Consider the following 24,928-nt stretch of genomic DNA (forward strand, 5'->3'; position numbering starts at 1 on the left):
CTCAGGCGCGCAGCGGCGCCAGCGCGGTGGTCGAGGTGGCGGCGATATGGACCAGGAAATCGGTCGACATCGCGGTGGTGAAGCGCGCCGGATCGGGCGAGCCCAGCACCAGCAGGCCGAAGCTCTGACCCGGCTGGCCCAGCGGCAGCATGACGGTCGAGCGGATCGATTCCGCATCGTCCAGCCAGCGCACCGCTTCGAAGTCGTTGTTGGGGCCGCAATACGGCGCGCGCAGGCTGTTGGCGAAGATGCGCGCGTCGTCCGACACGTCTTGGGCGAACCACTCGCCGGCATGTTCCGGCGCCACATTCCACAGGCGCAGGGTCACTTGCGGGACGATGAAATGGGTGCGCAAGCCGTCGGCCAGGTCGCGCGCCATGGCGGCGCCACCCTTTGACACCAGCAAGGCCTGGGTCCAGGCGTGGAAGCGGTTGGCGATGCCGGCGTTTTCTTCGGCGCGGCGCGACAGGTCGGACAGGCGCAGTTCGAGTGCGCGGAATTTATCGCGCATCACTTCCATCTGGCGTTCCTGCAGCGACACGGCGCGGCCGGTCAGGGGGCTCGACAGTTTCACTTCGCCCAGCAGGCCGGCATGCTCCTGGAAAAATTGCGGGTGATCGATCAGGTATTGCGCGACGGCGCTGGCGTCCAGTGGGGCGGTGCTCATGGGGAATTGGGTATTGGAATGAATCGGACCATTTTACCCGACGCGGGCAGGGCGCCGAAGTTTTAACGGATGACAAAAAAAGACGCCCGCAGGCGTCTTTCCGGGGGAGCGGCAAACGGTCAGAAGCGGTGACGGACACCCAGCTGCAGGGCACGGCCGTCGGCGCCCGGTGCTTCGGTGAAGCCACCCGGATTGCCCGAGGTGCCCGGCGAATACTGCGCCTCGTTGTCGTTCTTGATGAAGGCCAGCGCGGTGTACAGGTCGGTGCGCTTGGACAGGAAGTAGTTGTAGCCCACCGCATACAGGTTGGCGTCACTGTTCGATGCCGTGCGGTCGTTCTGGTGCGCGTACGAGGCCACGATGCGGCCGTTGCCGATCTTGTAGTGGGCGCCGACCTGGTAGCTGTTTGCGTCCTGCTGGGTGTTGGCCTTGATATTGGTCTGGAAAATGCCGAGCAGGGCATTCCGGGTGCCCTCGGGCACGCCTTGCGCGATCAGCGCCGGCAGCACGGCCTGGTTCCAGCCGCCCAGGTAATCGGGCAGCAGCGCCGAGTTCTGGTTGCGCTGGCTGTGGAAGCCGGCGAAGAATTTCCAGCTCTCGCCCAGGGTGTAGGAACCGCCGACCGTCAGGGTGCGCAGGCTCGGACGGTTCTCCATATCGTAGCCGTGGTTGTAGCCCACGCCGACGTCGAAGCCATTGGCCTTATAGGTGATGGCGCCGGCGCGGAATTTCTTGTAGCGGCCCAGGTAGCCGGAATTGCGCGCGCCATACATGACGGAGCCGCCCAGGCCGTTCGGCAGGGCGATGCGGTACTGGATCGCTTCCTGCGAGCGGATGTCGGCGCCCAGCGCGGTGAAGCCGGCGGTGCCGCCGGTGATGTGGCCCCAGGTGCCGGCGGTGCCCGATTCGAAGGCGTCGGCCATATTGAACACCTCGTAGCCCGGGGTGTACATGCGGCCCAGCATCACGGCGCCGATCGGGGTGATCAGGCCGACCATCGACGTGCGGTCGAACAGGGCTTTTTCCTGGTTGACGGCCGGGGCGCCCGGCGGCTGGATGGCCGCCTGCAGGCGGTCGCGGATGGCTTGCGGAATCTGGTTCATGCCGCGCAGCAGGTAGACGCCCGGATTGTCGTTCATCAGGGCCGGTTGCTGCGAACCGTTATCGAGTTCGACACGGGCTTCGACATTGAAGATGGCCTTGTAGCCATTGCCCAAGTCTTCGCTACCCCGGATGCCGAGGCGCGAGCCGTCGGCGCCGCCACTATAGACCTTGGTCGGTCCCCCTTTTTGCCACATCACGCCGGCATCGGCGATGCCATAGATCTGGACGCTGGTCTGGGCCAGGGCGGAGCATGCAAACGTAGTGCCGAGCAGGGCGGCGATCAGGCTTTTCTTCATCGTGTCTCCATATTATTTTCTTGTCGCGATGCTTGAGCTCGCTCTACCAATATGCCATTGCCATGGCGCACTGTACAGAACGCTCGTTCGCGGATGCGCCGTGGAGGATCAGGCGTTGTGAAAACACTACATGGATCGCGATGAAGACGCGCGGCTCCTGCTTGCGCAAGAAGACCTAGAACGAATGGTTGATGCCGATGTCGTACTGGTTGACGGTGCCCGGACTGGTGGGCAGACCCTTCTTGCGCGAGGCGTCGATGTAAAGATAGGTGCGCTTCGACAGGCTGTATTCATAGCCCAGCGACAGCTGCCTGACCTTCTCCAGCCCGTCGGTGTCTTTCTGGCCATAGCCCGCCAAGAACTTACCAGGCCCAAGTGCATAGTTGGCGCCCAGCACCCACGAGGAGGTATCGTTGTTGAAGACGCGGGTATGGTCGTCGTCCAGCCTGGTGAAGGTGCCCATGAGCTTGAGTTCCGGGGTCGCCTGGACCGCGGCGCCGACCGACCAGACCTTCGATTCGATCGCATTGCGCTCATAGGCCGCCATCAGGGCGGCGGGGCCGTTGTTGTAGGTGGCCGAGACCGAGAACGGATTGGCCGAGGCTTCGGCGCCGGCCGGATACTGCGGCGCGCCGGCGCTGCCGCGGCCGATCACGGCGACGCCGCCATTGTTTTCCTTGGTCGCGATCGCGGTGTTGAGCTGGAAGCCATTGACCACCGGCGAGTTGTACCAGATGGCGTTCGACCAGCGGTTGCCCGAGGCGCCGACCGGGTCGAGCGGCTGCGAGCTGTAGCCGGCGACGCTCAGGTCGGTATAGAAGCCGCCTGCGGTCGGGATCGCATGGAAGGGTTCGAAGTTTCCGATGGTTTCATGGAAAGGGGTCAGGCCGCGGCCGATGCGCAGCATGCCGAAGTCGCCCTGCAGGCCGACCCGGCTCTGGCCCTGGAACAGCTGGCGCTGATTGCCGCCGAGACCGATCTCGCTGCTGCCGGTATCCGGCTCGTAACGCATTTCAAGGTGGAACAGGGCTTTGAAACCATTGCCCAGGTCTTCGGTGCCGCGGATGCCAAGCGTGTTGGCGGCGCGCTTGCCGATGCTGACGTTCTCGCCACTGCGCTTGACGATGCCGGCATCGACGTTGCCGTAGACCTGCACCGACGTCTGCGCATGGGCCGCGCCGGCACAAGCGCCAAGCAGTGCGACGGCCAGGAGAGATTTCTTCATTGTCGGCGTGTTCCCAGGATCGAGGTGCGCGCATGCGGAGCGTAGAGGGCGCTCGGGTCACCTTGATTGTTTCAAACTTCAGGGCTGGCTATTTGGTCAATTATCAGTGGCGCGCTTGGTAGATCGCTAATAAATCCAATCGTGCTGTTGTATTTTTGAAACGTATTCCATATGCATGACACAAAGCTTTCTTTTTTGCATCCGAGAAATGGACTGTGGCGTTCTTCCATAAGCGACCGCGAGCATGTTTCGATGTCGTGCGGCCACGGTGGCCGGTTTCATCCGCTTGAACCAGCTTTGCGCCCCGTCAACTCACCCCGGAATCGAATCGAATCGCCGGCGGCAGCAGCTTAGACTTTGGCCAAATTTGCATGAGCAGCGACGGGCCCTGTCAATACCTTGTATATTGGCAAGCTCGCCAGGCTGGCCTGCCCCATGGGCCGGGCAGTCGTAATGCCGTCGCCGCTGCGTGTTGCCGACTCACTCTTTTATGTATTCCAACAATGGCTAACCGCGAAGAATTGGCGATCATTCGCAACGCCCGCGCCGGGCAGGTGGCGGCCCAGCTCGAGCTGGGCAAGCTGTATTTGTTCGGCAGCGCCGGACTCCCGCAGAGCCTGCCGACGGCGCTGCATTGGCTCGAGCGTGCGGCTCGACAAGACTGTCCACCTGCGTGGCAGTTGATCGGTAACCATATTCCTCTTGAGCTTGCCCAGCATAACGCCACCGCCGTCGCCCAGTGGTATGAGCGCGCCTATGACGACGGCAGCCTGCATGCGGGCCTGGTGTTTGCCCAGCTGGTGCTCGATCCGGCAACGCCATCTCAGCAGCATCCGAAGGCCGTGCAGGCGCTCGAGGACGCGGCGCGCGCCGGCTTCCCGCACGCGCAATGGTTGCTGTCGCAGCGCCAGGGCAGGCCGCCCGCGGCCCAGCCCGGTACGCGGGCGGCGCCGTCGAGCGGCGCGGCCCAGCCGGCGCCCGCGTCCAGGGCCGCAGAGCGCCCGCCGGCCGGCCAGTCGGGCCATGAACGGGCGCGGCGTCCGCAAGGCGCCGGCGCGGCGCAGTACGCCGCGCTCGACGAGGCATGGACGGCGCGCCGCCGGGACGACTACCTCGCGCACGCATTGCCGCAGGCGCGCGCGTTGATCGGCGAGCGTGGCGAGCAGGGGGAAATGCGTCGTTTCGCCCCCGACGAGATCACCCTGCTGTCGCGTTGCGCGCGCCTGCTCGACCCGGCGCTCGATGGCGTCAGCGGCCTGCAGGCCCTGGATGCCGGCGCGGCGGCGGCGTGTTGCCAACCGGGCGAACCCGCTGTGTTCTGGGAGCTTGCCGCGGCCGAGCATGACCCCCACGCACAGCTGGCGTTGGGTTTGCGCTGCGCGCGCATGCGGGTCGATGGCAGGCGTTGTACAAATGGCGGCGGGACGGCCAACGGCCCGGTCGCGGATGTGCATGTCGCCCACGCGCAAGTGGCCAACTTCAAGAAAGCGATTCGCTGGCTGAACCTGGCCGGGGAGCAGGGCCTGGCCGAGGCCTGGTATGCGCTGTCGCGCATCTATATCAAGCCCGAGTTTTCGCAGCGTAACGTGGCCGATGCCCAGCGCTACCTGGAGCGGGCCGCCGAGATGGGGTATCGCGATGCCCAGCTCGAATGCGGGCACAATGCCTGGCGCGCGCGCCGCGAGAACGAGAACAATGACGTGCGCGCCGTGTACTGGCTGCAGCAGGCGGCGGCCCAGGGCTCGCCGGAGGCCGTCGAGCTGCTGCGCAAGATCGCGCCGCGCGCCACGGCCACGCCGTACACCGAGACCGGGCGATTGCTGGCCAGCCACACCGATGCACTGGCTGCGCATCCGCTGCTGGCCGCGCGCATCGAGCTGGCGGCGCTGTTCGACCTGTCGCGCGCCGAGGCGCTGCTGCTGGACGTTGGCGCCGCCGACCAGGGCCATTGCCTCGTCATCGACATCCGCGCCAGCTACGGACGCAGCAAGCGGCGGCTGGTGATGGTGGAATCGGCGCAAGAGCGCGAGGCTCTGGACCGCATCGTGCGCCTGTTCGAACAAGTAGATTGCGGCCCGGCTGGGCCGGAAGGAAATTATCGGCAGCGCCTGTACCGGCTGCGCACCTTGCTCAATGTGGCGATCCCGGGCAACGACGCCGACGGCGGCGCCGACATCGAACTGGCGGCCTGAAGCCGGCGCATACCCGGCAAATAGAAAGGGCGCCAGCGGCGCCCGGTCATGCGATGGCGGCGCCCGGAAGGCGCCCCAACGGCGTCAGATCTCGACTTCGCCCTCGAACACCGATACCGCCGGTCCGCTGAGGTAGACCGGCTGGCCCGCTCCCGCCCAGGCGATGCTGAGTTCGCCGCCACGGGCCGAGACGCGCACCGGCGAATCGAGCAGGCCGCGCCGGATGCCGGCCACCACCGCCGCGCAGGCGCCGGTGCCGCAGGCCAGCGTTTCGCCGGCGCCGCGTTCGTGGACGCGCAGGCGGATGTGACCACGGTCGACCACCTGCATATAGCCGGCGTTGACGCGTTTGGGGAAGCGCTCATGGTGTTCGATCAGCGGGCCGGTCTGTTCCACCAGCGCCGTGTCGACGTTGTGCACCACCTGCACCGCATGCGGATTGCCCATCGAGACGACGGAAATCTGCGTGGCCTCTCCGCCGACCGGCAGTGGCCACAGGGTTTCTTCGCCCTCGGGCTTGCCATCCAGTCCGGCGCTGTCGAACGGCACCTCGGCCGGCTCCAGGCGCGGGGCGCCCATGTCCACCGTCACGCTGCCGTCGTCTTCCAGGCGCGGGTTGATGATGCCCGACATGGTCCGCACGCGGATGCTGCGTTCCTGCGTCAAACCCTTCTCCACCACGAAGCGCACGAAGGCGCGCGAGCCGTTGCCGCACTGCTCGACTTCGCTGCCATCGTTGTTGAAGATGCGGTAGCGGAAGTCCACGCCTTCCTCGTTCGGGCGCTCGACGACCAGGATCTGGTCGGCGCCGATGCCGAAGCGGCGGTCGGCCAGGCGCTGCCACTGGTCCGCAGTCATGCCGTCGACGTCGATCTGCTGGTTGATGGCGTCGATCACGACGAAGTCGTTGCCCGCGCCATGCATCTTGGTGAATTTCAGTTTCATGCTCAGTTCGATCCTGTTCAATCGTACAGCGAAGGTTCACCCGGCGGACGGGTCTTGAAGCGTTTATGGGTCCAGAAATACTGCTCGGGTGCCTCACGCACGCGCTCTTCGATGAAGGCGTTCATGCGGCGGGTCGCTTCGACCATATCGTCGCCCGGGTAATTTTCCCACGCAGGATAGAAACGCACGCGCCAGCCCTGGTAGTTCGGCAGATAGGTCGCGATCACCGGGATCACCTTGGCGCCGGTGGTCGCGGCGATGCGTCCCAGTGCGGTCAGGGTTGCGGCCTGCACGCCGAAGAAGGGCACGAATTCGGCATCCTTCTCGCCGAAATCCATGTCCGGCAGCATGAAGTAGGGCAGGCCGTCGCGCAGCGCGCGCAGGATGGGCTTGATGCCTTCCTTGCGCGTCACCAGGCGCACCGGGCCATAGCGTTCGCGGCCATGGCGCAGCAGGCGGTCGAAGGCCTCGTTCTTTTGTGGCACGTACATGCTGCACACCGGGATCACGCGCGAGGCGACGCCGGCCACGTCCAGGCACACGAAGTGCGGGCACAGCAGAATCGTGGGGCCGTCTTCCATCGCGGCCTGCGGCACCGCCGGCTCGACCTTGATCAGGCTGCGCACCCGTTCCTCGGGCGCCCACCACAGGATCGAGCGCTCGAAGATGCTGCGCGCGTAGGCGCGGAAATGCCGTTTCGCGATATCGCGCCGTTCGCCGTCGCTCAGTTCAGGCATGGTCAGGCGCAGATTGGTCAGCGTGATCTTGCGGCGCTTGCCCATGATCATGAACATCAGGCTGCCGATCGCTTCACCGAAGCGACCCAGGATGGGTAGCGGCAAGAAATGCAGCAGCCACATGAAGCCAAGCAGAATCCTCATGCCCCAACCTCGCTGTCCGGACCGGCCACGCCGTCCGGCTGCTTGTAGCGGTTATAGCTCCAGAAATACTGGCTCGGCGCGCGCGCGATCAGCTGCTCCATGGCGCGGTTGATCGCCGCCGCCTGGTCGGTGGCGCTGCCGCTGAGGTCGCCGTCGAAGGGCACGAAGCGCACGATGTAGCCGGCGCCGCCCGGGCGCCGCTCGGCGTACACCAGCAGGATGTCGGCCTTGCCCAGCTGGGCCAGCTTGGCCGGCAGGGTCATCGTATAGGCGTTGCGGCCGAAGAAGGGCGCCCACACGCCTTCGCCTTCTTGCGGCACCTGATCTGGCAGCAAGCCGATCGGCTGGCCGCCCTTGAGGGTCTTGGCCAGGATGCGCACGCCGGACAGGTTGGCCGGCGCCAGGTGCAGGTTGTGGCGCGCACGCGCGCCTTCGACCAGCGGCCGCAGCGCGTCCTTGCGCGGCGGGCGATACATGACTGTCAACGCCGTCTTGAGCGCGATCTGCTGCGCCGTCATTTCGAAGCAGCCCAGGTGTGGCGTGAGGAACACAATGCCGCGGCCCGCGTCGAGTTTTTCCTGGACCAGTTCCCAGTTTTCCACCGTGGCATGCCTGGCAACCCGCTCCGGCCTGGCGCACCATACGAAGGCGAGCTCGATCGCGGCCTTGCCGGCTTCGGACACGGCCTGTTTCCAGTGTGCGTCATAGCCGGCCTGGGCCAGGTTGGCGCGCAGGCGGCGCTTGTACGACGGCGACAGCCAATAGACCAGCCAGCCCATCGCAGCGCCCAAGGCGTGCAGCATTGGCAAGGGGAAAACAGATAATATTCGGAAAATTACTACTAACATGTCGATTGATGGGTGTCGAGCGCGGTATGCGTTTCCACACCAAAATTCTTAGGAAGCGTAAAATACCACTTTATGCTGGATCCGCCGAGTTAACAGACAACTTGCGAAGCGGAATATAAATTTCGCTAAAGCGTCGCAGGCAATAGTTGCTGCGGCAATTCTATGAATCAGTAACTGGAGCCTACATGTCGAACGATTACCTCTTCACTTCCGAATCCGTTTCCGAAGGCCACCCGGACAAGGTCGCTGACCAGATTTCCGACGCCATCCTCGACGCCATCCTCGAGCAAGATCCTACCGCGCGCGTCGCCGCCGAAACCCTGTGCAACACCGGCCTGGTGGTGCTGGCAGGCGAGATCACCACCCACGCCAACGTCGACTACATCCAGGTGGCGCGCAACACCATCAAGCGCATCGGCTACGACAACACCGATTTCGGCATCGACTACAAGGGTTGCGCCGTCATGGTCTGCTACGACAAGCAGTCGCCGGATATCGCGCAGGGTGTGGACGAAGGCGCCGGCATCGATCTCGACCAGGGCGCGGGCGACCAGGGCCTGATGTTCGGCTATGCCTGCGACGAAACGCCAGAGCTGATGCCAGCCGCCATCTATTACGCGCACCGCCTGGTCGAGCGCCAGTCGCAGCTGCGCAAGGATGGCCGCCTGCCATGGCTGCGTCCGGATGCAAAGTCGCAAGTCACCCTGCGCTACGTCGACGGCCGTCCGGTCGCGGTCGACACCGTCGTGCTGTCGACCCAGCATCACCCTGACGTCACCCATTCGCAGATCGAAGAAGCCGTCATCGAAGAAATCATCAAGACCACCCTGCCGCGCGAGTGGCTGAACGAAACGCGCTTCCTGGTCAACCCGACCGGCCGCTTCGTCATCGGCGGTCCTCAGGGCGATTGCGGCCTGACCGGCCGCAAGATCATCGTCGACACCTACGGCGGCGCAGCCCCGCACGGCGGCGGTGCGTTCTCCGGTAAAGACCCGTCGAAGGTCGACCGCTCGGCCGCCTACGCCGCGCGCTACGTCGCCAAGAACATCGTCGCCGCCGGCCTGGCGCGCCAGTGCCAGGTGCAGGTCAGCTACGCCATCGGCGTGGCGCGTCCGATCAACATCACCGTGTACACCGAAGGCACCGGCGTGATCCCGGACGACAAGATCGCGGCCCTGGTCAACGAGCACTTCGACCTGCGCCCGAAAGGCATCGTCCAGATGCTCGACCTGCTGCGCCCAATCTATTGCAAGACCGCGGCCTACGGCCACTTCGGCCGCGAAGAGCCGGAATTCAGCTGGGAGCGTACCGACAAGGCGGCTGAGCTGCGCGCTGCTGCGGGTTTGGCGTAATTTGCATGTGCGCCGTGGGCTGACGGGGACGTCTGGTCTGCGGCGTGTACTTGGGTTCCCGCCTTCGCGGGAACGACGTTGTTTGAAGTGTACGGACATCGATAAATCGACTTCGGACACACAGCAAGCACGTCGTTCCCGCGAAGGCGGGAACCCAAGTCATTTGCACGCCAGCGAGGTATCCACGACCGGTCAAGCGTGCTAAACTACCCCGTTCCGAGGAGCGTTGCGACATGAGCTTGTTCCCGCATAGGCGGGAAACACGTTATTGCCAGGCTCGGATGTCCAGCAACTGCGCTCACGTTACTTTTTTCTAAACATTGAAAGGAGGGCGTGATGAACGCCGTACTCAAAGATTCCCAAGACTATATCGTTGCCGACATCTCCCTGGCTGCCTGGGGCGAGAAGGAAATCCGCATCGCTGAAACCGAGATGCCGGGCCTGATGTCGATCCAGGAAGAATACGCCGCGACCCAGCCGCTCAAGGGCGCGCGCATCGCCGGTTCGCTGCACATGACCATCCAGACCGCGGTCCTGATCCGCACCCTGGAAGCCCTGGGCGCCACCGTGCGCTGGGCATCGTGCAATATCTACTCGACGCAAGACCACGCTGCCGCGGCCATCGCCTCGGTCGGCACGCCCGTGTTCGCCATCAAGGGCGAGACCTTGGACGAGTACTGGGAATACACCCACCGCATCTTCGAATGGCCGGGCGACAACCACGCCAACATGATCCTGGACGACGGCGGCGATGCAACCCTGCTGTTGCACCTGGGCGTGCGCGCCGAGAAAGACATCTCGGTTCTGGACAAGCCAGGCTCGGAAGAAGAAATCTGCCTGTTCAACGCGATCAAGGGCCGCCTGGCGCGTGATCCGTCGTGGTACTCGAAGCGCCTGCCTGAAATCAAGGGCGTGACCGAAGAAACCACCACCGGCGTGCACCGCCTGTACCAGATGCACCAGGAAGGCAAGCTGGCCTTCCCGGCGATCAACGTCAACGACTCGGTCACCAAGTCGAAGTTCGACAACCTGTACGGCTGCCGCGAATCGCTGGTCGACGGCATCAAGCGCGCCACCGACGTGATGGTCGCGGGCAAGGTCGCCGTCATCGCCGGCTACGGCGACGTCGGTAAAGGTTCGGCCCAGGCCATGCGCGCGCTGTCGGCGCAGGTGTGGGTCACCGAGATCGATCCGATCTGCGCGCTGCAGGCGGCGATGGAAGGCTACCGCGTCGTGACCATGGACTACGCCGCCGAACACGGCGACATCTTCGTCACCTGCACCGGCAACTACCACGTCATCACCGAGCAGCACATGCTCAAGATGAAGGACCAGGCGATCGTCTGCAATATCGGCCACTTCGACAACGAAATCGAAGTCGCCGCGCTCAAGAAATATGAGTGGGACAACATCAAGCCGCAAGTCGACCACGTCATCTTCCCTGATGGCCATCGCATTATCCTGCTGGCCGAAGGCCGCCTGGTGAACCTGGGTTGCGGCACCGGCCACCCGTCGTACGTGATGAGCTCGTCGTTTGCGAACCAGACCATCGCCCAGATCGAGCTGTTCATGAACACCGCGCAGTATCCGGTGGGCGTGTACACGCTGCCGAAGAAGCTGGACGAAAAAGTGGCGCGCCTGCAGCTCAAGAAGCTCAACGCCCAGCTGACCACGCTGACCGACGAGCAGGCGAACTACATCTCGGTGAGCCAGGAAGGCCCATACAAGCCGGAACACTACCGTTATTGATCGGTAGCGGTTTATAGTCATGTGAAACGTCCTTCGGGACGTTTCGCTTATCTAAACACCGTGCGTCGCATTCATCGTAAGGCGGCGTACGCGCACCACGAAAGTCTGTACCGATGCGCTTGCTGATTACCTGGCTGATCAATGCCGCGGCCCTGATGGCCCTTCCTTACCTGATGCACTCCGTCGAAGTTTCCAGTATCGGCACCGCCCTGATCGCGGCGCTGGTGCTCGGGCTGGTCAATACCCTGATCCGTCCGGTGCTGGTGCTCCTGACCCTGCCGGTCACCCTGGTCTCGATGGGCCTGTTTATCCTGGTTATCAATGCCTTGCTGTTCTGGCTGGTGTCGAATGTGGTCGGCGGGTTCGAGGTGGCGGGTTTCTGGTCGGCCTTCCTGGCAGCCATCCTGTACAGCATCATTTCGTGGGCGCTTTCAACCTTGCTTCTTTCCGACAAAGATGGAAACTCCTGATTTCAGTATCGAGTTCTTCCCGCCCAAGACGCCTGAAGGCGCTGAGAAACTGCGGATCGCGCGCGCCAAGCTGGCCGAGCTGAACCCCAAGTATTTTTCGGTGACCTTTGGCGCCGGCGGCAGCACCCAGCAAGGCACGCTGGCGACGGTGCGCGAGATCCAGGCCGCCGGCCACGAGGCCGCGCCCCACCTGTCGTGCATCGGCGCCACCCGCGAGTCGATCCGCGACGTCCTCAAGCAATACCAGGACAGCGGCATCAAGCGGGTAGTGGCCTTGCGCGGCGACCTTCCGAGCGGCTACGGCGGCGCGGGCGAGTTGCGCTATGCCAGCGAGCTGGTGGAATTCATTCGCCAGGAAACCGGCGACTGGTTCCACATCGAGGTCGCGGCCTATCCCGAGATGCACCCGCAGGCGCGTTCGCCGCAGGACGACCTGCAAGCCTTCGCGCGCAAGGTGCAGGCCGGGGCGAATGCCGCCATCACCCAGTATTTCTACAATGCCGATGCGTACTTCCAGTTCGTCGACAATGTGCGCAAGCTGGGTGTCGATGTGCCGGTCGTGGCCGGCATCATGCCGATCACGAACTATATGCAGCTGATGCGTTTCTCGGATATGTGCGGCGCCGAGATCCCGCGCTGGGTGCGACTCAAGCTGGCCAGCTTCGGCGACGACAGCGCCTCGATCAAGGCCTTCGGGCTGGACGTCGTGACGGGGCTGTGCGAACGCCTGCTGGAAGGCGGCGCGCCGGGACTGCATTTCTACAGCATGAACCAGGCGGCGCCGACCACGGCGATCTGGCAGCGCCTGCGGGCCTGATCCAATGACGGCCGGGCCCAGGCCCGGCCGTCATTCCTCGGTAATCACACTATCCAGGGGTATGTCGTGGGCGTCGCCCGCGAAATCCACCTGCTGGCACGCGTACGCAATTCCCACCGTACACGGCCTTGGCGCCGGCGCCAGGGTCCGGTCATAAAACCCACCCCCATACCCCACGCGATATCCCTGGGCATTGAATCCAAGGCAGGGCACCAGTAAAGCCGGTGGCCGTTCGATCATCCGCAGCTCGCTTGGCACCGCCACCCCCAGCCGGTCCGTTACCGTCGGTTCCCCCGGTATCCACTCGGCAAATCCCAGCGGCGCATCGCGCTCGACCACCACCGGCAATGCCAGCCGTACGCCTGCCTGTGCCAATTCCGCGTAGGCTGGACGCAAGTCCGGTTCGCCGGCCAGCGGCCAGTACACGCCCAGCGTTTCGTGGGGATGCGCCCGGCACCAGGCAATCACCCGCGCGCCGATACGGTCGTCCCAGGCATGCCTGGTGGCAGGATCGATCGCGCGCCGCAGCGCCTTGAGGGTGTTGCGTAGCAGTGCCTTGGCCTGTTGCTGGGCAAGTTTGCTCGCTGCCGAGTCTGGTAGTGCCCCAGTGGCGCGTGGTATTCTTGGGTCGCCGGTCATGGTTTCAATGCAGCGTAATGTGAGAGTTGTGGATGTATCAATCGAAATTGTCAGCCGGCTTGTGGCCGGCCGCTATTGCCCTTGTTCTGTCCTGCGCATTGCCTGCAGGTGTGATGGCCCAGGAAGACCCCGATGCACCCGCGCCCGACGTGGCGCTGCCGCCCATACCGGCCGGTGCGCCGTCCGTTCCGGGCGCGGGCACGGTGGGCGTTCCCGCTGCCGGCGGGCCGACCCTGGTGGCCGACAACCGCGCCGATGACGACAACTTCCTGCTGCTGCGCGAAGCGGCGCGCCAGAACGACGGCGCGCGCGTCAATGCGATCGCCTCGCGCCTGCCGTCAAATTACTCGCTGGCATCCTATGTCGACTATTATCGTCTGAAACCCCGTTTGCGCGATGCCATCCAGGATGAGGTGGTGCAGGTGCTGCGCCGTCACGAAGGCACGGCCGTCGCCGAGCAGCTGCGCGCCGAGTGGCTGATGGAACTGGGCAAGCGGCGTGAATGGAATACCTTCGAGCGCGAAGCCGGTACGCTGGCCCAGTCCGGCAGCCTGCAGGTCCGCTGCTACGCTTTGCTGTCGCGCGCCGAACGCGGCGAGCGGGTGGCCGACGAAGCGCGCGCACTGTTGAAAACGCCGGCCGGCTATGGCGACGCCTGCAGCGGCCTGATCGCGCAACTGGCGGGCAACGGCCAGTTCACCCAGGCCGACTTGCTGTGGCAGTTGCGCATTGCCGGCCTGGACAATACCACCGGGCCCGCGCGGCGCGTCGCCGTGCTGCTGGGCCTGCCCGAAACGCGCGCCGCCCAGGCGGTCGACCTGCCGGCGGTGGCGCTGGCGCGCGGCGTCGGCAAGACCCGCGCCGAACGCGAACTGTACCTGGTGGCGGTCGGCCGCATGGCGCGCACCACGCTCAGGATCGCCGTTGCGAGCCTGGAAAAGAACGGGCCGCAACTGTCCAGCGAAGAGCGCGCCATCGGCTGGGCCAGCGTGGCGCTGGCAGCCTCGATCGCGCTGGCGCCCGAGGCGCACGGCTACTGGGACCGCGCCAAGGGCGCGACGCTCACCGAATTCCAGATGCAGTGGAAGACGCGCATGGCGCTGCGCCGCGGCGACTGGAAGGAAGTGCGCGCCACCATCGAGGCGATGCCGCCGAACCTGCGCGCCGATTCGACCTGGATCTACTGGCTGGGCCGCGCCATGCAGGCCGAGGGCCGCACGCAAGAGGCGCGCGCGCTGTGGCAGGGTATCGCCGCTCAGACCACCTTCTATACCCAGCTGGCGTATGAAGAACTGGGCAACCAGGTCGTCGCGCCGCCGCCGGTCGCGCCGATCACGGCGCCGGAACTGTCGCAGGCGACCAATAATCCGAGCCTGCAGCGGGCCCTGAAGTTCTACCGTTTGAGCCTGCGCGCGGAGGGCAACCGCGAATGGAACTGGGGCTTGCGCGGGCTGTCTGAACGTCAGCTGCTGGCCGCCGCCGAGCTGGCGCGCCGCAACGAGCACCTCGACCGCATGGTCGAGACCTCGCTGCGCACGCGCACCGAACAGAGCTACGACCAGCGCTTCCCGGCGCCCCATCTCGAGGTCCTCAAGCCCACCGCCCAGGGCCTGAGCCTGGATAAAGCCTGGGTGTATGGCCTCATCCGGCAAGAGTCGCGCTTCATCCGCGACGCCCGTTCCGGCGTCGGCGCCTCGGGCCTGATGCAGGTGATGCCCGCCACCGGCAAGTGGGTGGCGGCCAAGATTGGCCTGGATAATTTTGTGCACACCATGCTAAACGACCTGCATACGAATATCACGCTCGGCGCCAACTACATGAATATGGTGCTCGAGAACTTCGAAGGCTCGCAGGTGCTGGCCACGGCCGCCTACAACGCCGGCCCGGGGCGCTCGCGCACCTGGCGCGGCCGGCTCGACGCGCCGATGGAAGGCGCGATCTTCGTCGAGAGCATCCCCTTCACCGAGACGCGCGGCTATGTGCGCAACGTCATGGCCAATGCCACCAACTATGCGTCGATCTTCGAGGGCAAGCCGCAATCCCTCAAGGCGCGCCTGGGCACGATCAGCCCGCGCCAGAGCAGCGGCTCGGTCCTGGACTGAATAGAGGAGCACAGGCATGAGCGCGCGGCCACTGAACGTGGTGCTGATCGGTGGCACCGGCTTCATCGGCCAGCACCTGGCCGCGCGGCTGTCCGACGACGGCGTGGGCGTGCTGGTCCTGGCGCGCCACTACGAAAGCGCGAAGCAACTGACCATGCTGCCGGGTGTCGACGTCGACGTGGCCAATATCCACGACGACGCCGTCTTGCGCAGGCTGCTGGCCGGGCGCGACGCCGTGATCAACCTGGTCGGCGTGCTGCACGGCGGCCACGGCCAGCCCTATGGCGAGGGCTTCCGCCACCTGCACGTGGAGCTGCCGCGCCGCATCGCCGCCGCTTGCGCCGACATCGGCGTGCCGCGCTACCTGCACATGAGTGCGCTCGGGGCCAGCGCTTCCAGTCCTTCGATGTATGGCCGCTCCAAGGCCGACGGCGAACTGGCCGCGCGCAGCCAGCCGACGGTCGCGGCCACCGTCTTGCGTCCCTCGGTGGTGTTCGGTCCCGGCGACCATTTTTTGACCATGTTCGCGCGCCTGCAGCGCCACCTGCCGCTGGTGCCGCTCGCGGCCAGCCACGCGCGCTTCCAGCCGGTGCACGTGGGCGACGTCGTCGCCGCCTTTTCCATCGCCCTGGCCCGGCCAGACCTGCGCGACGCCACGATCGAGCTGGGCGGCCCGGCGGTGTACACCCTGGGCGAGCTGGTGCGGCTGGCCGGCCGCTTCGCCGGCCGCGAGCGCCCGGTGCTGGGCTTGCCCGACTGGGCGGCGCGCCTGCAGGCGCGGCTGTTCGAACTGTTGCCGGGCGATCCCCTCGTCAGCCGCGACAACCTCGATTCGATGCTGGTCGATAATGTCGTCGCTGCCGACACCCACGCCTTGACAGCCGAGTCGCTGGGGATCAAGCTCACGTCGATCGAGTCGGCCGCGCCGCACTACCTCAACCGGCACGACCGCTCCCACCGCACCCACGCCGGACGCTGAAAGACCAACGACAACCATGCAGACCATCGAACGCGACCCCATTCTTGCACGCACGCTCGACGCGACCCGTAACCCCGGTTTAACCCTGATCATCGGCAACAAGAACGTCTCCTCGTGGTCGATGCGGCCCTGGGTCGCGGCGGTCGCCTTCGGCATTCCGTTCACCGAAGTGAAAGTCCTGCTCGACCAGCCCGACACCGCCAACCAGATCGCACGCTATTCGCACGCGGGCCGGGTGCCCGTCCTGATGTCGGGCGATATGACGGTCTGGGACAGCCTGGCCATCGTCGAATACCTGGCCGAGCAGTTCCCCGATAAACATATGTGGCCGCAGGACGTGGCCGCGCGCGCGCTGGCGCGCTCGATCGTGGCCGAGATGCATTCCGGCTTCGGTGAGCTGCGCACCCATATGTCGATGAATATCCAGGCGCGCCTGCCCGGCCGCGGACGCACGCCCGGCGCCCAGGCCGACATCGGCCGCATCTGCGAGATCTGGGAAGACTGCCTGTCGCGCTTCGGTCACCACCAATACCTGTTCGGCGATTTCTCGATCGCCGACGCCTTCTATGCGCCGGTGGTGTGCCGCTTCAAGACCTATGGCGTGGCGCTGGCCCCGGCATTGCAGGCCTATTGCGAGCGCGTGCTGGCCCACCCGGCGGTGGCGCGCTGGGTCAAGGACGCCATGGCCGAGACCGACCCGACCCCGCTCCACGACGCCGATTTGCCGGGCGAATGACGATGCGCAGTTATGTCGTCGGGGGCGCCGTGCGCGACGCCTTGCTGGGCCTGCCCGTGAAAGACCATGACCACGTGGTGGTCGGCGCCACTCCCGAACAAATGATCAAGGCGGGCTTTCGCGCCGTCGGCAAGGATTTCCCGGTTTTCCTGCATCCGCACACGCACGAGGAATACGCGCTGGCGCGCACCGAGCGCAAGACCGCGCCGGGCTACCATGGCTTCGTGTTCCACGCCGCCCCCGACGTCACCCTGGAGCAAGACCTGGTACGGCGCGACCTGACCATCAACGCCATGGCGCAGGCCGAGGACGGCAGCATCGTCGATCCGCACAATGGCAGGCAAGACCTGCAGGCGCGCCTGTTCCGCCACGTGTCCGATGCCTTCGCCGAGGATCCGGTGCGGATCCTGCGCATCGCCCGCTTCGCCGCGCGCCTGCCCGACTTCACGGTGGCCGACGACACCAATGCCCTGATGCGCCGCATGGTCGACGAGGGCGAGGTCGACGCCCTGGTGCCCGAGCGTGTCTGGCAGGAGCTCGCCCGCGGCCTGATGGAACGCCGGCCGTCGCGCATGCTCGAGGTATTGCGCGACTGCGGCGCGCTGGCGCGCATCCTGCCCGAACTGGACGTGCTGTGGAGCGAGCCCCTGCTGCGCACGATCGACCATGCCGCCGCGCTGGACCACCCGCTGGAAGTCCGCTTCGCCGTGCTGATGCGCGCCCTGGCAGCCGTCGAGCCGATCCAGGCCGTCTGCAAGCGCCTCAAGGTGCCCAACGAGTGCCGCGACCTGGCTGTGATGACGGCGCGCGAGCAGGACGAGCTCAAGCGCGCCCTGGACTTGTCCGCCGAGGCGATCGTCACCCTGTTCGAGCGCAGCGACGCTTTCCGTAAACCAGAGCGCTTCGCCCAGATGCTGCTGGCGGCCGCCTGCGCGGCTGAAGATCTGCGCCAGGGGCCGTACCTGGCGCGCGCGCTGGACGCGGCGCGCGCCGTCAACGCGGGTGAGGTTGCGGCGCGCCACGCCGAGCGCAAGGCCGAGATTCCGGGGGCCGTCCATGCCGCGCGGGTCGGGGCCGTTCAGCGAGTGTTGCATCAAGCTAACTAAATCACCTGTATTTACGGCTTTCTGTTACATGTAGTTACACCGTGCGTGCAGTGCGGTCCATCGTTTTGCTATCCTTCAGTAACTGTAAATTGTTGCGTTGGAGAAAATCGATGTTCACCTTGCTGGCACGGCGTGTTGCAAGTTGGTGCCGGCGCCGTCGTGTGCTTCTGGCAAGCCTGGCGGTCATATTCATGAGCGCGGTGCTGGTGTTTCTCTATATCCGCACCGACGCGGTGGACCCGGAAATCCGCAACAGTGTCATGCTCAACCTGCGCGAGCTCGAGAAGCTCGACGCCGAATGGGACGCCAACATCCTGCGCGCGCATACCGGGCGCGTCGCCACCCCGCTCGACCTCAGCTCGCAACTGCCGCGCATGCACGACCTGATGGCGCGCCTGGGCGACACCCTGCCGCTCACCGGCGATAGCGCCGCCCAGGCCGCCTACGCCCAGTTGCAGGTGGCGCTGCAGGGCAAGGAGCAACTGGTGGCCCAGTTCACCAGGCACAATCCGCCGCTGAGGGCGGCGCTGCTGCACATGCCGCCGGCCGTGGCCGACCTCAAGACCGAGATTTCGGGCATCGAAGGCGCGCTGGCGCCGGGCCGCATCGTGGTGCGGCTCGACACCACCCTGAACGCGCTGCTGACCGAGACCCTGCGCTACAACATCGCGCCGAGCCCGGCGCTGGCGGCGCGCATCGACGAAATCCTGGGCGACGTCGCGGCCCAGCAGATCGCGTTCTCGCCGGCCGTGAACGACAAGATGGATGCCGTGATCGCCAGCTGCCGTGTGATCCTGGAAAAACGCCCGCTGGAAAACCTGCTCGAGGCCCAGATCGCCGCGGCCGGCAGCGACACCGCGCTGGACCGCCTGGAGCGCGAGTTCGACCGTTCCTTCGACGCCGTGCTGGCCGAGCGCCAGCGTTTTCGCGGCTACCTGTTCGCCTACAGCGCGGTGCTGATGGTGCTGCTGGTATATGCCGGCGCGCGGCTGCGCCGCAGCTACCGCATCATCGGCGTCGTCAACCGCCGCCTGCAATCGGCCAACGAGACGCTGGAGCAGCGCGTGGCCGAGCGCACCGCCGAACTCGAAGCGCAATCGCGCCAGCTCGAGCGCCTGGCCCAGCATGACAGCCTGACCGGCCTGATCAACTATCGCCAGCTGACCCGCCTGCTGGAGCGGGCGCTGGCGCGCGCCGACCGCCGCGACAGCGTGGTGGTGCTGATGTTCATCGACCTGGACGGCTTCAAGGCGGTCAACGATACCTGGGGCCACGCGGCTGGCGACCTGGTGCTGCAGATGGTCGCGCGCCGGGTGCAGGCCAAGCTGCGCGCCGAGGATGCGCTGGCGCGCCTGGGCGGCGACGAATTCGTGATCCTGCTCGAAGACGTGGCCTCGGAGGCCGGCGCGCTGCGGGTGGCGCGCCTGGCCCTGGCCGAAATCGAATCGATCACCGAGGCCGACGGCCACGCGGTGACGATCTCGGCCAGCATCGGCATTGCCAGCGCGCGCGGCCAGGCGGGCGCCGCGCGTGGGCAGGAAGCGCTGCTGGCGGACGCCGACAAGGCCATGTACGCGGCCAAGCAGGCCGGGAAGGGACGTTTCGTGCTCAGCCCGGAGTCGCAATGGCTGGGCCAGGACCATCCATTGGGGCTGGCGCTGGACGGTGTCACGCACGACAATACGGACCGCGCCGCCAATGCCGACCCGATCAGCTAGAATCAGGATGTTGCAGTATGTGAAGGTATCGAAATGCTGGACAATCCGTTACGCCGCTGGATCCAGGGCCTGAGAGGCAAGAAGGGCCAGCCGCCGGTGCTGGTCAAGGAACTGGGTGAGCGCGACCGCCGTCGCGTGCTGCGCCATCTGCTGGCGCTGGACAGCGATGACCGCCTGCTGCGCTTCGGCAGCATGATCCCGGACGAACAGATCGCGGTCTACGTCGGGAAGATCGATTTCTCGCGCGACATCGTGTTCGGCGTGGTCAACAATGTCTTCCAGCTGGTCGGGATGGGCCATCTGGCCTTCGCCTCGGCCGAGGGGCGCAAGTCGACGACCAAGCAGCAGGTGGCCGAGTTCGGTGTCTCGGTGTCGAAGTCGGCGCGCGGCCAGGGCGTAGGCACGCGCCTGTTCCAGCGCGCGGCGACCCACTGCCGCAATTCCGACGTCGACACGCTCTACATGCAATGCCTGACCTCGAACCAGACCATGATGCATATCGCCAAGAAGGCCGGCATGCGCATCAAGCGCGAGTACGGCGAGGCCGACGCCCACCTCGAACTGCCGCCGCCCAGCCCGGGCAGCGTGATGGCCGAGGCGCTGGAAGAGCAGTTCGCGGCGATCGACTACACGGTCAAGGCCAATACCCGCGCGGCGATGAAGTTTTTCACGCCTAAGAAATAGTAAAGGCAACTTGGATCCCCGCCTACGCGGGGATGACGATCACACCAGCGGCATCGCCGTCGTTTCCTTGATCCGCTGCAGCGCAAAGCTCGACTTCACGTCCAGCACCGCCGGATGCTTGAGCAAGGTGCCCATCATGAAGCGCGAGAAATGGTCCATGTCTTCGACGTGCACGCGCAGCAGGAAATCCATGTCGCCGGTCATCGCATAGCAGGCCACGACCTCGGGCCAGGTTCCCACCGACACCGCGAAATCGTTGCGCGGCGACGTCGCCGGCAAGCCCGGCTGGCGGGTGGTGCTGGCCACCTCGCTGTGCTTTTCCAGCCGCACATTCACATACGCCAGTAGCCCAAGCCCGATCTTGTCCGGGTCGAGCAGCGCCACGTACTGGCGAATGACGCCCGCTTCTTCCAGGCGTTTGATGCGGCGCAGACAGGGCGAGGGCGAGAGGCTTACCCTTTCGGCCACGTCCTGGTTCGACAGCCGGCCATCGCTTTGCAAGATCTCCAGAATCTTGCGGTCTGTTTTATCCAGCTCAATCTTCGACATACCCACCCCAATCAGACTTTTGTATGGCAATTTTATTGCGCAATTCAAGAAGACGGGGGAATTGTTTGGAATTTAATGCTTGGGGGGCAGGACTATACTGGCTCACATACGGTCAGCGAGATGCAGGAAATGCGCCGCGACGTATCCGCCATGAGAATCTTGGAGACACCATGAACGCACCCACGGACCGCGCCCATCTGGCGCCGCTGGAGCCATCCCCGCCCGCGCCATCGCAGCCGACGCAGTCGCAGGCCGCGCAGCCCGACCAACCGCAACACGACATCACGCTCGACGACAAATGGACGCTCGAGCGCGGCCGCGCCTTCATGACCGGCACCCAAGCCCTGATCCGCCTGCCGATGCTGCAGCGCGAACGCGACCTGAAGGCCGGCCTGAACACCGCCGGCTACATCACCGGCTACCGCGGCTCGCCCGTCACCGCCGTCGACCAGACCGCGATGAAGGCGAAGAAACACCTCGACGCCCACCACGTCAAGTTCCATCCCGGCATGAACGAAGATCTGGCTGCCACCGCAGTTTGGGGCACCCAGCAGACCAACCTCTACAAGGACGCGAAGTACGACGGCGTGTTCTCCATGTGGTACGGCAAGGGCCCGGGCGTGGACCGCTGCGGCGATGTGTTCAAGCACGGCAACAACGCCGGCTCCTCGCAGCATGGCGGCGTGCTGGTGCTGGCCGGCGACGACCACGCGGCCAAGTCGTCCTCCACCGCGCACCAGTCCGACCACATCCTGACCCACTGCGGCATCCCGGTGCTGTACCCGTCCTCGGTCCAGGAATACCTCGACTTCGGCCTGCACGCCTGGGCCATGAGCCGCTACACGGGCCTCTGGGTGTCGATGAAGTGCGTGACCGACATCATCGAATCGGGCGCCGTGGTCGACCTCGATCCGGACCGGGTGCAGATCGTCACCCCGACCGACTTCCAGCTGCCGCCGGATGGCCTGAACATCCGCTGGCCGGACGCCGTGCTGGACCAGGAAGTGCGGATGAGCAACCACAAGTGGTATGCCGCGCTGGCCTATGCCCGCGCGAACAAGCTCAACCGCATCATCTGGGACAGCCCGCAGCCGAAGATCGGCATCATCACCGCCGGCAAGAGCTACCTCGACACGCGCCAGGCGCTGGCCGACCTCGGCATCGACGAGCAGGCCGCGCGCGACATCGGCCTGCGCCTGTACAAGGTCGGCATGACCTGGCCGCTCGAGGCCGAAGGCGTGCACGAGTTCGCGCGCGGCCTCGACGAGATCCTGGTGGTCGAAGAGAAGCGCCAGGTGATGGAATACGCGCTCAAGGAAGAGCTGTACAACCTGCCGGACGGCGAGCGTCCGCGCGTGGTCGGCAAGTTCGACGATACCGGCGAATGGAGCAACAAGAACCGCATGGGCCACGGCGACTGGCTGCTGCCGGCGACCTATGAACTCAATCCGGCGCAGATCGCGCGCGCCATCGCCTCGCGCATCTCGCACTACTGCGCCGGCCATCCGGTGGCCGAGCGGGTCAGGGAACGCATCGCCTTCCTGGAAGCGAAGGAGCTGGTGCTCAAGAGCATTCCGGCGAAACCGAATCCGCAGACCGACCGCATTCCGTATTTCTGCTCGGGCTGCCCGCACAACAGCTCGACCAAGGTGCCGGAAGGCTCGCGCGCCATGGCCGGCATCGGCTGCCACTATATGGTGCTGTGGATGGACCGCGAAACGTCGACCTTCACGCATATGGGCGCGGAAGGCACGACCTGGATCGGCCAGTCGCCGTTCACCGACGAAAAACACGTGTTCGTGAACCTGGGGGATGGGACGTACTTCCACTCCGGTATCCTGGCGATCCGCGCCGCGGTGGCGGCCAAGGTCAACATCACCTACAAGATTCTCTACAACGACGCGGTCGCGATGACGGGCGGCCAGAACGTCGACGGCCCGCTCGACCCGGGCATGATCAGCCGCCAGATCGCGGCCGAAGGCGTCACGCCGATCATCGTCGTCACCGACGAACCCGATAAATACCCGAGCGACTATGCCTGGGCGCCGGGCACCACGGTGCGTCACCGTTCCGAGCTGATGGACGTGCAGCGCGAGCTGCGCGAGATGCCGGGCGTGTCGGCCGTGATCTATGACCAGACGTGCGCGTCCGAGAAGCGCCGCCGTCGCAAGAAAGGCGAGTTCCCCGACCCGGCCAAGCGCGTCGTGATCAACGAAGCCGTGTGCGAAGGCTGCGGCGATTGCTCGGTGCAGTCGAACTGCCTGTCGGTCGAGCCGCTGGAAACCGAACTGGGCCGCAAGCGCCAGATCAACCAGTCCTCGTGCAACAAGGATTACTCGTGCGTGTCGGGCTTCTGCCCGAGCTTCGTCACCGTCGAAGGCGGCGGCCTCAAGAAGCCAAAGAAAACGACGACGTCCGAAGCGGCGCCACCCGCCTTGCCGATGCCGGCCATCCCGTCGGTCGAGACGCCCTACGGCATCCTGGTCGCCGGCGTCGGCGGCACCGGCGTGGTGACCGTCGGCCAGATCCTGGCCGTGGCGGCCCACGTCGAAGGCAAGGGCGCGATCGTGCTCGACCAGAGCGGCCTGGCACAGAAGGGCGGTCCGGTGATGTCGCACGTGCGCCTGGCCGAACGTCAGGCCGATCTGCACTCGACCCGCGTCGGCACCGGCAGCGCCGACCTCGTGATCGGCTGCGACCAGATCGTCACCGCCAGCCGCGACGCCCTGAGCCGCATGGGCGAGGGCCGTACCTGGGCCGCGGTCAACGCCAGCGGCGCCACCACCGCGGCCTTCGTCAAGAACCCGGACTGGCAGTTCCCGGCCGAGGGTTCGCGCGGCGCCATCCAGCAGGCCTGCGGCAAGGACAACGTCGACTTCATCGACGCCGGCCAGATCGCCACCGCCCTGATGGGCGACACCATCGCCACCAATATGTTCATGCTCGGCTATGCTTTCCAGAAGGGCCATGTGCCGCTGCAAGAAAATTCGCTGCTCAAGGCGATCGAGCTCAATGGCGTGTCGGTCGCCTTCAACAAGGCGGCCTTCAACTGGGGCCGCAGCGCAGCGCACGACTTGGCCGCGGTGAGCCGTGCCGCCCTGCCATCGAAGGTGGTCGAGTTCAAGCGCATCCAGACCCTGGACGACGTCGTCAGCCGCCGCATCGAGCTGCTCACCGCCTACCAGGACGCGGCCTATGCCGGCCAGTACAAGGCCTTCGTCGACCAGGTGCGCGCGCAGGAAGAACAGCTCGGCAAGGGCACGCGCCTGACCGAAGCCGTGGCGCGCTACTTTTATAAGTTGATGGCCTACAAGGATGAGTACGAGGTCGCGCGCCTGCATACCGATCCGGCCTTCCGCGACAAGATCGGCGCCATGTTCGAAGGCGACACCAAGCTCAAGTTCCACCTGGCGCCGCCATTGATGGCCAAGCACGACAAGGAAGGCCGCGCCATCAAGCGCGAGTACGGCCCGTGGATGATGAGCGCCTTCGGCGTGCTGGCGAAGTTCAAGGGCTTGCGCGGCACCGCCTTCGACGTGTTCGGCTACACGGCCGAGCGCAAGACGGAGCGCGCCCTGATCGGGCAATACCGCGAGACGGTGGCGGCGCTGCTGCCGAAGCTGACGGCGGACAAGCTGGCGCAGGCGGTGGCGATCGCCAGCATTCCGGAAGACATCCGCGGCTATGGCCACGTCAAGGAACGTCACCTGAAGGCAGCCAGGGAGAAAGAGGCGGCGCTGGTGGCGGCGTTTCATGCGCCGGATGTGACGCCAAGGGCGGCTTGACTGGCGCAGTGCGTGGACGGCCGAGCCGTCCACGCGGCCGATCATTGTTCGCTTGATATCGGTCGTTGTCGGCTAGCCTCAACT

At 65.5% G+C, this 24,928-nt stretch carries 20 protein-coding genes and 1 riboswitch; of the genes, 12 read left to right on the forward strand and 8 right to left on the reverse strand.

Going from position 1 to position 24,928, the window contains the following annotated elements:
• Position 1 precedes the first annotated feature (1 nt).
• From SOM61_RS05950 to SOM61_RS05960, 3 genes are all read right to left on the reverse strand, one after another.
• Positions 2-667, reverse strand: a complete 666-nt coding sequence (locus SOM61_RS05950; RefSeq protein WP_320473251.1) for a DUF484 family protein — start codon at positions 665-667, stop codon at positions 2-4.
• Positions 668-786: 119 nt separating this feature from the next.
• Positions 787-2,067 carry a porin gene (locus tag SOM61_RS05955; RefSeq protein ID WP_320473252.1) on the reverse strand — a complete coding sequence of 427 codons (1,281 nt, stop codon included), beginning with the start codon at positions 2,065-2,067 and terminating at the stop codon, positions 787-789.
• Between the two features lie 175 nt (positions 2,068-2,242).
• Entirely contained in the window at positions 2,243-3,292 is a 1,050-nt protein-coding gene (locus tag SOM61_RS05960; RefSeq protein ID WP_320473253.1) for a porin, read from the reverse strand.
• A gap of 503 nt (positions 3,293-3,795) precedes the next feature.
• Here SOM61_RS05960 and SOM61_RS05965 point away from each other — a divergent pair.
• Entirely contained in the window at positions 3,796-5,484 is a 1,689-nt protein-coding gene (locus tag SOM61_RS05965; RefSeq protein WP_320473254.1) for a tetratricopeptide repeat protein, read from the forward strand.
• 84 nt (positions 5,485-5,568) lie between these two features.
• On the opposite strand, the gene dapF is transcribed toward SOM61_RS05965, so the two are convergent.
• From dapF to SOM61_RS05980, 3 genes are read right to left on the reverse strand one after another with little or no spacing between them, the layout of a single operon-like run.
• Positions 5,569-6,429 (reverse strand): diaminopimelate epimerase, encoded by an 861-nt coding sequence (dapF, locus tag SOM61_RS05970; RefSeq protein ID WP_320473255.1) that lies wholly within the window; start codon positions 6,427-6,429, stop codon positions 5,569-5,571.
• 17 nt (positions 6,430-6,446) lie between these two features.
• The gene (locus SOM61_RS05975) at positions 6,447-7,310 is read right to left on the reverse strand and encodes an LpxL/LpxP family acyltransferase (protein ID WP_123068278.1); all 864 of its coding nucleotides are present in this window, start codon (positions 7,308-7,310) and stop codon (positions 6,447-6,449) included.
• Positions 7,307-8,164, reverse strand: coding sequence for a lysophospholipid acyltransferase family protein (locus SOM61_RS05980; RefSeq protein ID WP_320473425.1), 858 nt, complete (start codon positions 8,162-8,164; stop codon positions 7,307-7,309). Before SOM61_RS05980 ends, SOM61_RS05975 begins: the two co-directional genes overlap by 4 nt.
• A gap of 179 nt (positions 8,165-8,343) precedes the next feature.
• Between SOM61_RS05980 and metK the strand changes: the two genes are divergently transcribed.
• The 4 genes from metK to metF all read left to right on the forward strand — a co-directional run bounded on the left by metK (position 8,344) and on the right by metF (position 12,546).
• Positions 8,344-9,510: a methionine adenosyltransferase gene (gene metK / locus SOM61_RS05985; protein WP_320473256.1), complete on the forward strand. Its 1,167-nt coding sequence runs from the start codon at positions 8,344-8,346 to the stop codon at positions 9,508-9,510.
• Between the two features lie 212 nt (positions 9,511-9,722).
• Positions 9,723-9,817: riboswitch (S-adenosyl-L-homocysteine riboswitch) on the forward strand.
• A gap of 29 nt (positions 9,818-9,846) precedes the next feature.
• Positions 9,847-11,259: an adenosylhomocysteinase gene (gene ahcY / locus SOM61_RS05990; protein WP_320473257.1), complete on the forward strand. Its 1,413-nt coding sequence runs from the start codon at positions 9,847-9,849 to the stop codon at positions 11,257-11,259.
• A gap of 113 nt (positions 11,260-11,372) precedes the next feature.
• Positions 11,373-11,729: a phage holin family protein gene (locus SOM61_RS05995; protein ID WP_273027587.1), complete on the forward strand. Its 357-nt coding sequence runs from the start codon at positions 11,373-11,375 to the stop codon at positions 11,727-11,729.
• On the forward strand, positions 11,716-12,546 hold the full coding sequence (gene metF, locus SOM61_RS06000) for a methylenetetrahydrofolate reductase [NAD(P)H] (protein ID WP_320473258.1): 831 nt from the start codon (positions 11,716-11,718) through the stop codon (positions 12,544-12,546). The genes SOM61_RS05995 and metF overlap by 14 nt, the downstream gene beginning before the upstream one ends.
• A 30-nt stretch (positions 12,547-12,576) precedes the next feature.
• Here metF and SOM61_RS06005 read toward each other — a convergent pair whose 3' ends face one another.
• Positions 12,577-13,185, reverse strand: coding sequence for a 5-formyltetrahydrofolate cyclo-ligase (locus tag SOM61_RS06005; RefSeq protein ID WP_320473259.1), 609 nt, complete (start codon positions 13,183-13,185; stop codon positions 12,577-12,579).
• 113 nt (positions 13,186-13,298) lie between these two features.
• On the opposite strand from SOM61_RS06005, the gene SOM61_RS06010 reads away from it, so the two are divergent.
• The 6 genes from SOM61_RS06010 (at position 13,299) to SOM61_RS06035 (ending at position 20,510) form a co-directional block, all read left to right on the forward strand.
• Positions 13,299-15,287, forward strand: a complete 1,989-nt coding sequence (locus SOM61_RS06010; protein ID WP_320473260.1) for a lytic transglycosylase domain-containing protein — start codon at positions 13,299-13,301, stop codon at positions 15,285-15,287.
• 16 nt (positions 15,288-15,303) lie between these two features.
• Positions 15,304-16,266, forward strand: coding sequence for a complex I NDUFA9 subunit family protein (locus SOM61_RS06015; RefSeq protein WP_320473261.1), 963 nt, complete (start codon positions 15,304-15,306; stop codon positions 16,264-16,266).
• A gap of 16 nt (positions 16,267-16,282) precedes the next feature.
• Positions 16,283-17,002 carry a glutathione S-transferase family protein gene (locus SOM61_RS06020; protein WP_320473262.1) on the forward strand — a complete coding sequence of 240 codons (720 nt, stop codon included), beginning with the start codon at positions 16,283-16,285 and terminating at the stop codon, positions 17,000-17,002.
• Positions 17,003-17,004: 2 nt separating this feature from the next.
• The gene (locus tag SOM61_RS06025) at positions 17,005-18,108 is read left to right on the forward strand and encodes a multifunctional CCA addition/repair protein (RefSeq protein WP_320473263.1); all 1,104 of its coding nucleotides are present in this window, start codon (positions 17,005-17,007) and stop codon (positions 18,106-18,108) included.
• Between the two features lie 191 nt (positions 18,109-18,299).
• Positions 18,300-19,826 carry a diguanylate cyclase gene (locus tag SOM61_RS06030; protein WP_320473264.1) on the forward strand — a complete coding sequence of 509 codons (1,527 nt, stop codon included), beginning with the start codon at positions 18,300-18,302 and terminating at the stop codon, positions 19,824-19,826.
• A 33-nt stretch (positions 19,827-19,859) separates the two neighbouring features.
• On the forward strand, positions 19,860-20,510 hold the full coding sequence (locus tag SOM61_RS06035) for a GNAT family N-acetyltransferase (protein ID WP_320473265.1): 651 nt from the start codon (positions 19,860-19,862) through the stop codon (positions 20,508-20,510).
• A gap of 39 nt (positions 20,511-20,549) precedes the next feature.
• On the opposite strand, the gene SOM61_RS06040 is transcribed toward SOM61_RS06035, so the two are convergent.
• Positions 20,550-21,059 (reverse strand): Lrp/AsnC family transcriptional regulator, encoded by a 510-nt coding sequence (locus tag SOM61_RS06040; RefSeq protein ID WP_320473266.1) that lies wholly within the window; start codon positions 21,057-21,059, stop codon positions 20,550-20,552.
• A 170-nt stretch (positions 21,060-21,229) separates the two neighbouring features.
• Between SOM61_RS06040 and SOM61_RS06045 the strand changes: the two genes are divergently transcribed.
• A complete protein-coding gene (locus SOM61_RS06045) occupies positions 21,230-24,844 on the forward strand; it encodes an indolepyruvate ferredoxin oxidoreductase family protein (protein ID WP_320473267.1) in 3,615 nt (1,204 codons plus the stop codon).
• The last annotated feature ends 84 nt before the right edge of the window (positions 24,845-24,928 follow it).

The organism is Massilia sp. CFBP9012 (assembly GCF_034045115.1).
Taxonomy (GTDB): Bacteria; Pseudomonadota; Gammaproteobacteria; order Burkholderiales; family Burkholderiaceae_D; genus Telluria.

Bases quoted from the DNA above. Each gene is read 5' to 3' on its own strand.
- SOM61_RS05950 (WP_320473251.1), bottom strand. From the start codon at position 667: ATGAGCACCGCCCCACTGGACGCCAGCGCCGTCGCGCAATACCTGATC.
- SOM61_RS05955 (WP_320473252.1), bottom strand. From the start codon at position 2,067: ATGAAGAAAAGCCTGATCGCCGCCCTGCTCGGCACTACGTTTGCATGC.
- SOM61_RS05960 (WP_320473253.1), bottom strand. From the start codon at position 3,292: ATGAAGAAATCTCTCCTGGCCGTCGCACTGCTTGGCGCTTGTGCCGGC.
- SOM61_RS05965 (WP_320473254.1), top strand. From the start codon at position 3,796: ATGGCTAACCGCGAAGAATTGGCGATCATTCGCAACGCCCGCGCCGGG.
- dapF (WP_320473255.1), bottom strand. From the start codon at position 6,429: ATGAAACTGAAATTCACCAAGATGCATGGCGCGGGCAACGACTTCGTC.
- SOM61_RS05975 (WP_123068278.1), bottom strand. From the start codon at position 7,310: ATGAGGATTCTGCTTGGCTTCATGTGGCTGCTGCATTTCTTGCCGCTA.
- metK (WP_320473256.1), top strand. From the start codon at position 8,344: ATGTCGAACGATTACCTCTTCACTTCCGAATCCGTTTCCGAAGGCCAC.
- ahcY (WP_320473257.1), top strand. From the start codon at position 9,847: ATGAACGCCGTACTCAAAGATTCCCAAGACTATATCGTTGCCGACATC.
- SOM61_RS05995 (WP_273027587.1), top strand. From the start codon at position 11,373: ATGCGCTTGCTGATTACCTGGCTGATCAATGCCGCGGCCCTGATGGCC.
- metF (WP_320473258.1), top strand. From the start codon at position 11,716: ATGGAAACTCCTGATTTCAGTATCGAGTTCTTCCCGCCCAAGACGCCT.
- SOM61_RS06005 (WP_320473259.1), bottom strand. From the start codon at position 13,185: ATGACCGGCGACCCAAGAATACCACGCGCCACTGGGGCACTACCAGAC.
- SOM61_RS06010 (WP_320473260.1), top strand. From the start codon at position 13,299: ATGGCCCAGGAAGACCCCGATGCACCCGCGCCCGACGTGGCGCTGCCG.
- SOM61_RS06015 (WP_320473261.1), top strand. From the start codon at position 15,304: ATGAGCGCGCGGCCACTGAACGTGGTGCTGATCGGTGGCACCGGCTTC.
- SOM61_RS06020 (WP_320473262.1), top strand. From the start codon at position 16,283: ATGCAGACCATCGAACGCGACCCCATTCTTGCACGCACGCTCGACGCG.
- SOM61_RS06025 (WP_320473263.1), top strand. From the start codon at position 17,005: ATGCGCAGTTATGTCGTCGGGGGCGCCGTGCGCGACGCCTTGCTGGGC.
- SOM61_RS06030 (WP_320473264.1), top strand. From the start codon at position 18,300: ATGAGCGCGGTGCTGGTGTTTCTCTATATCCGCACCGACGCGGTGGAC.
- SOM61_RS06035 (WP_320473265.1), top strand. From the start codon at position 19,860: ATGCTGGACAATCCGTTACGCCGCTGGATCCAGGGCCTGAGAGGCAAG.
- SOM61_RS06040 (WP_320473266.1), bottom strand. From the start codon at position 21,059: ATGTCGAAGATTGAGCTGGATAAAACAGACCGCAAGATTCTGGAGATC.
- SOM61_RS06045 (WP_320473267.1), top strand. From the start codon at position 21,230: ATGAACGCACCCACGGACCGCGCCCATCTGGCGCCGCTGGAGCCATCC.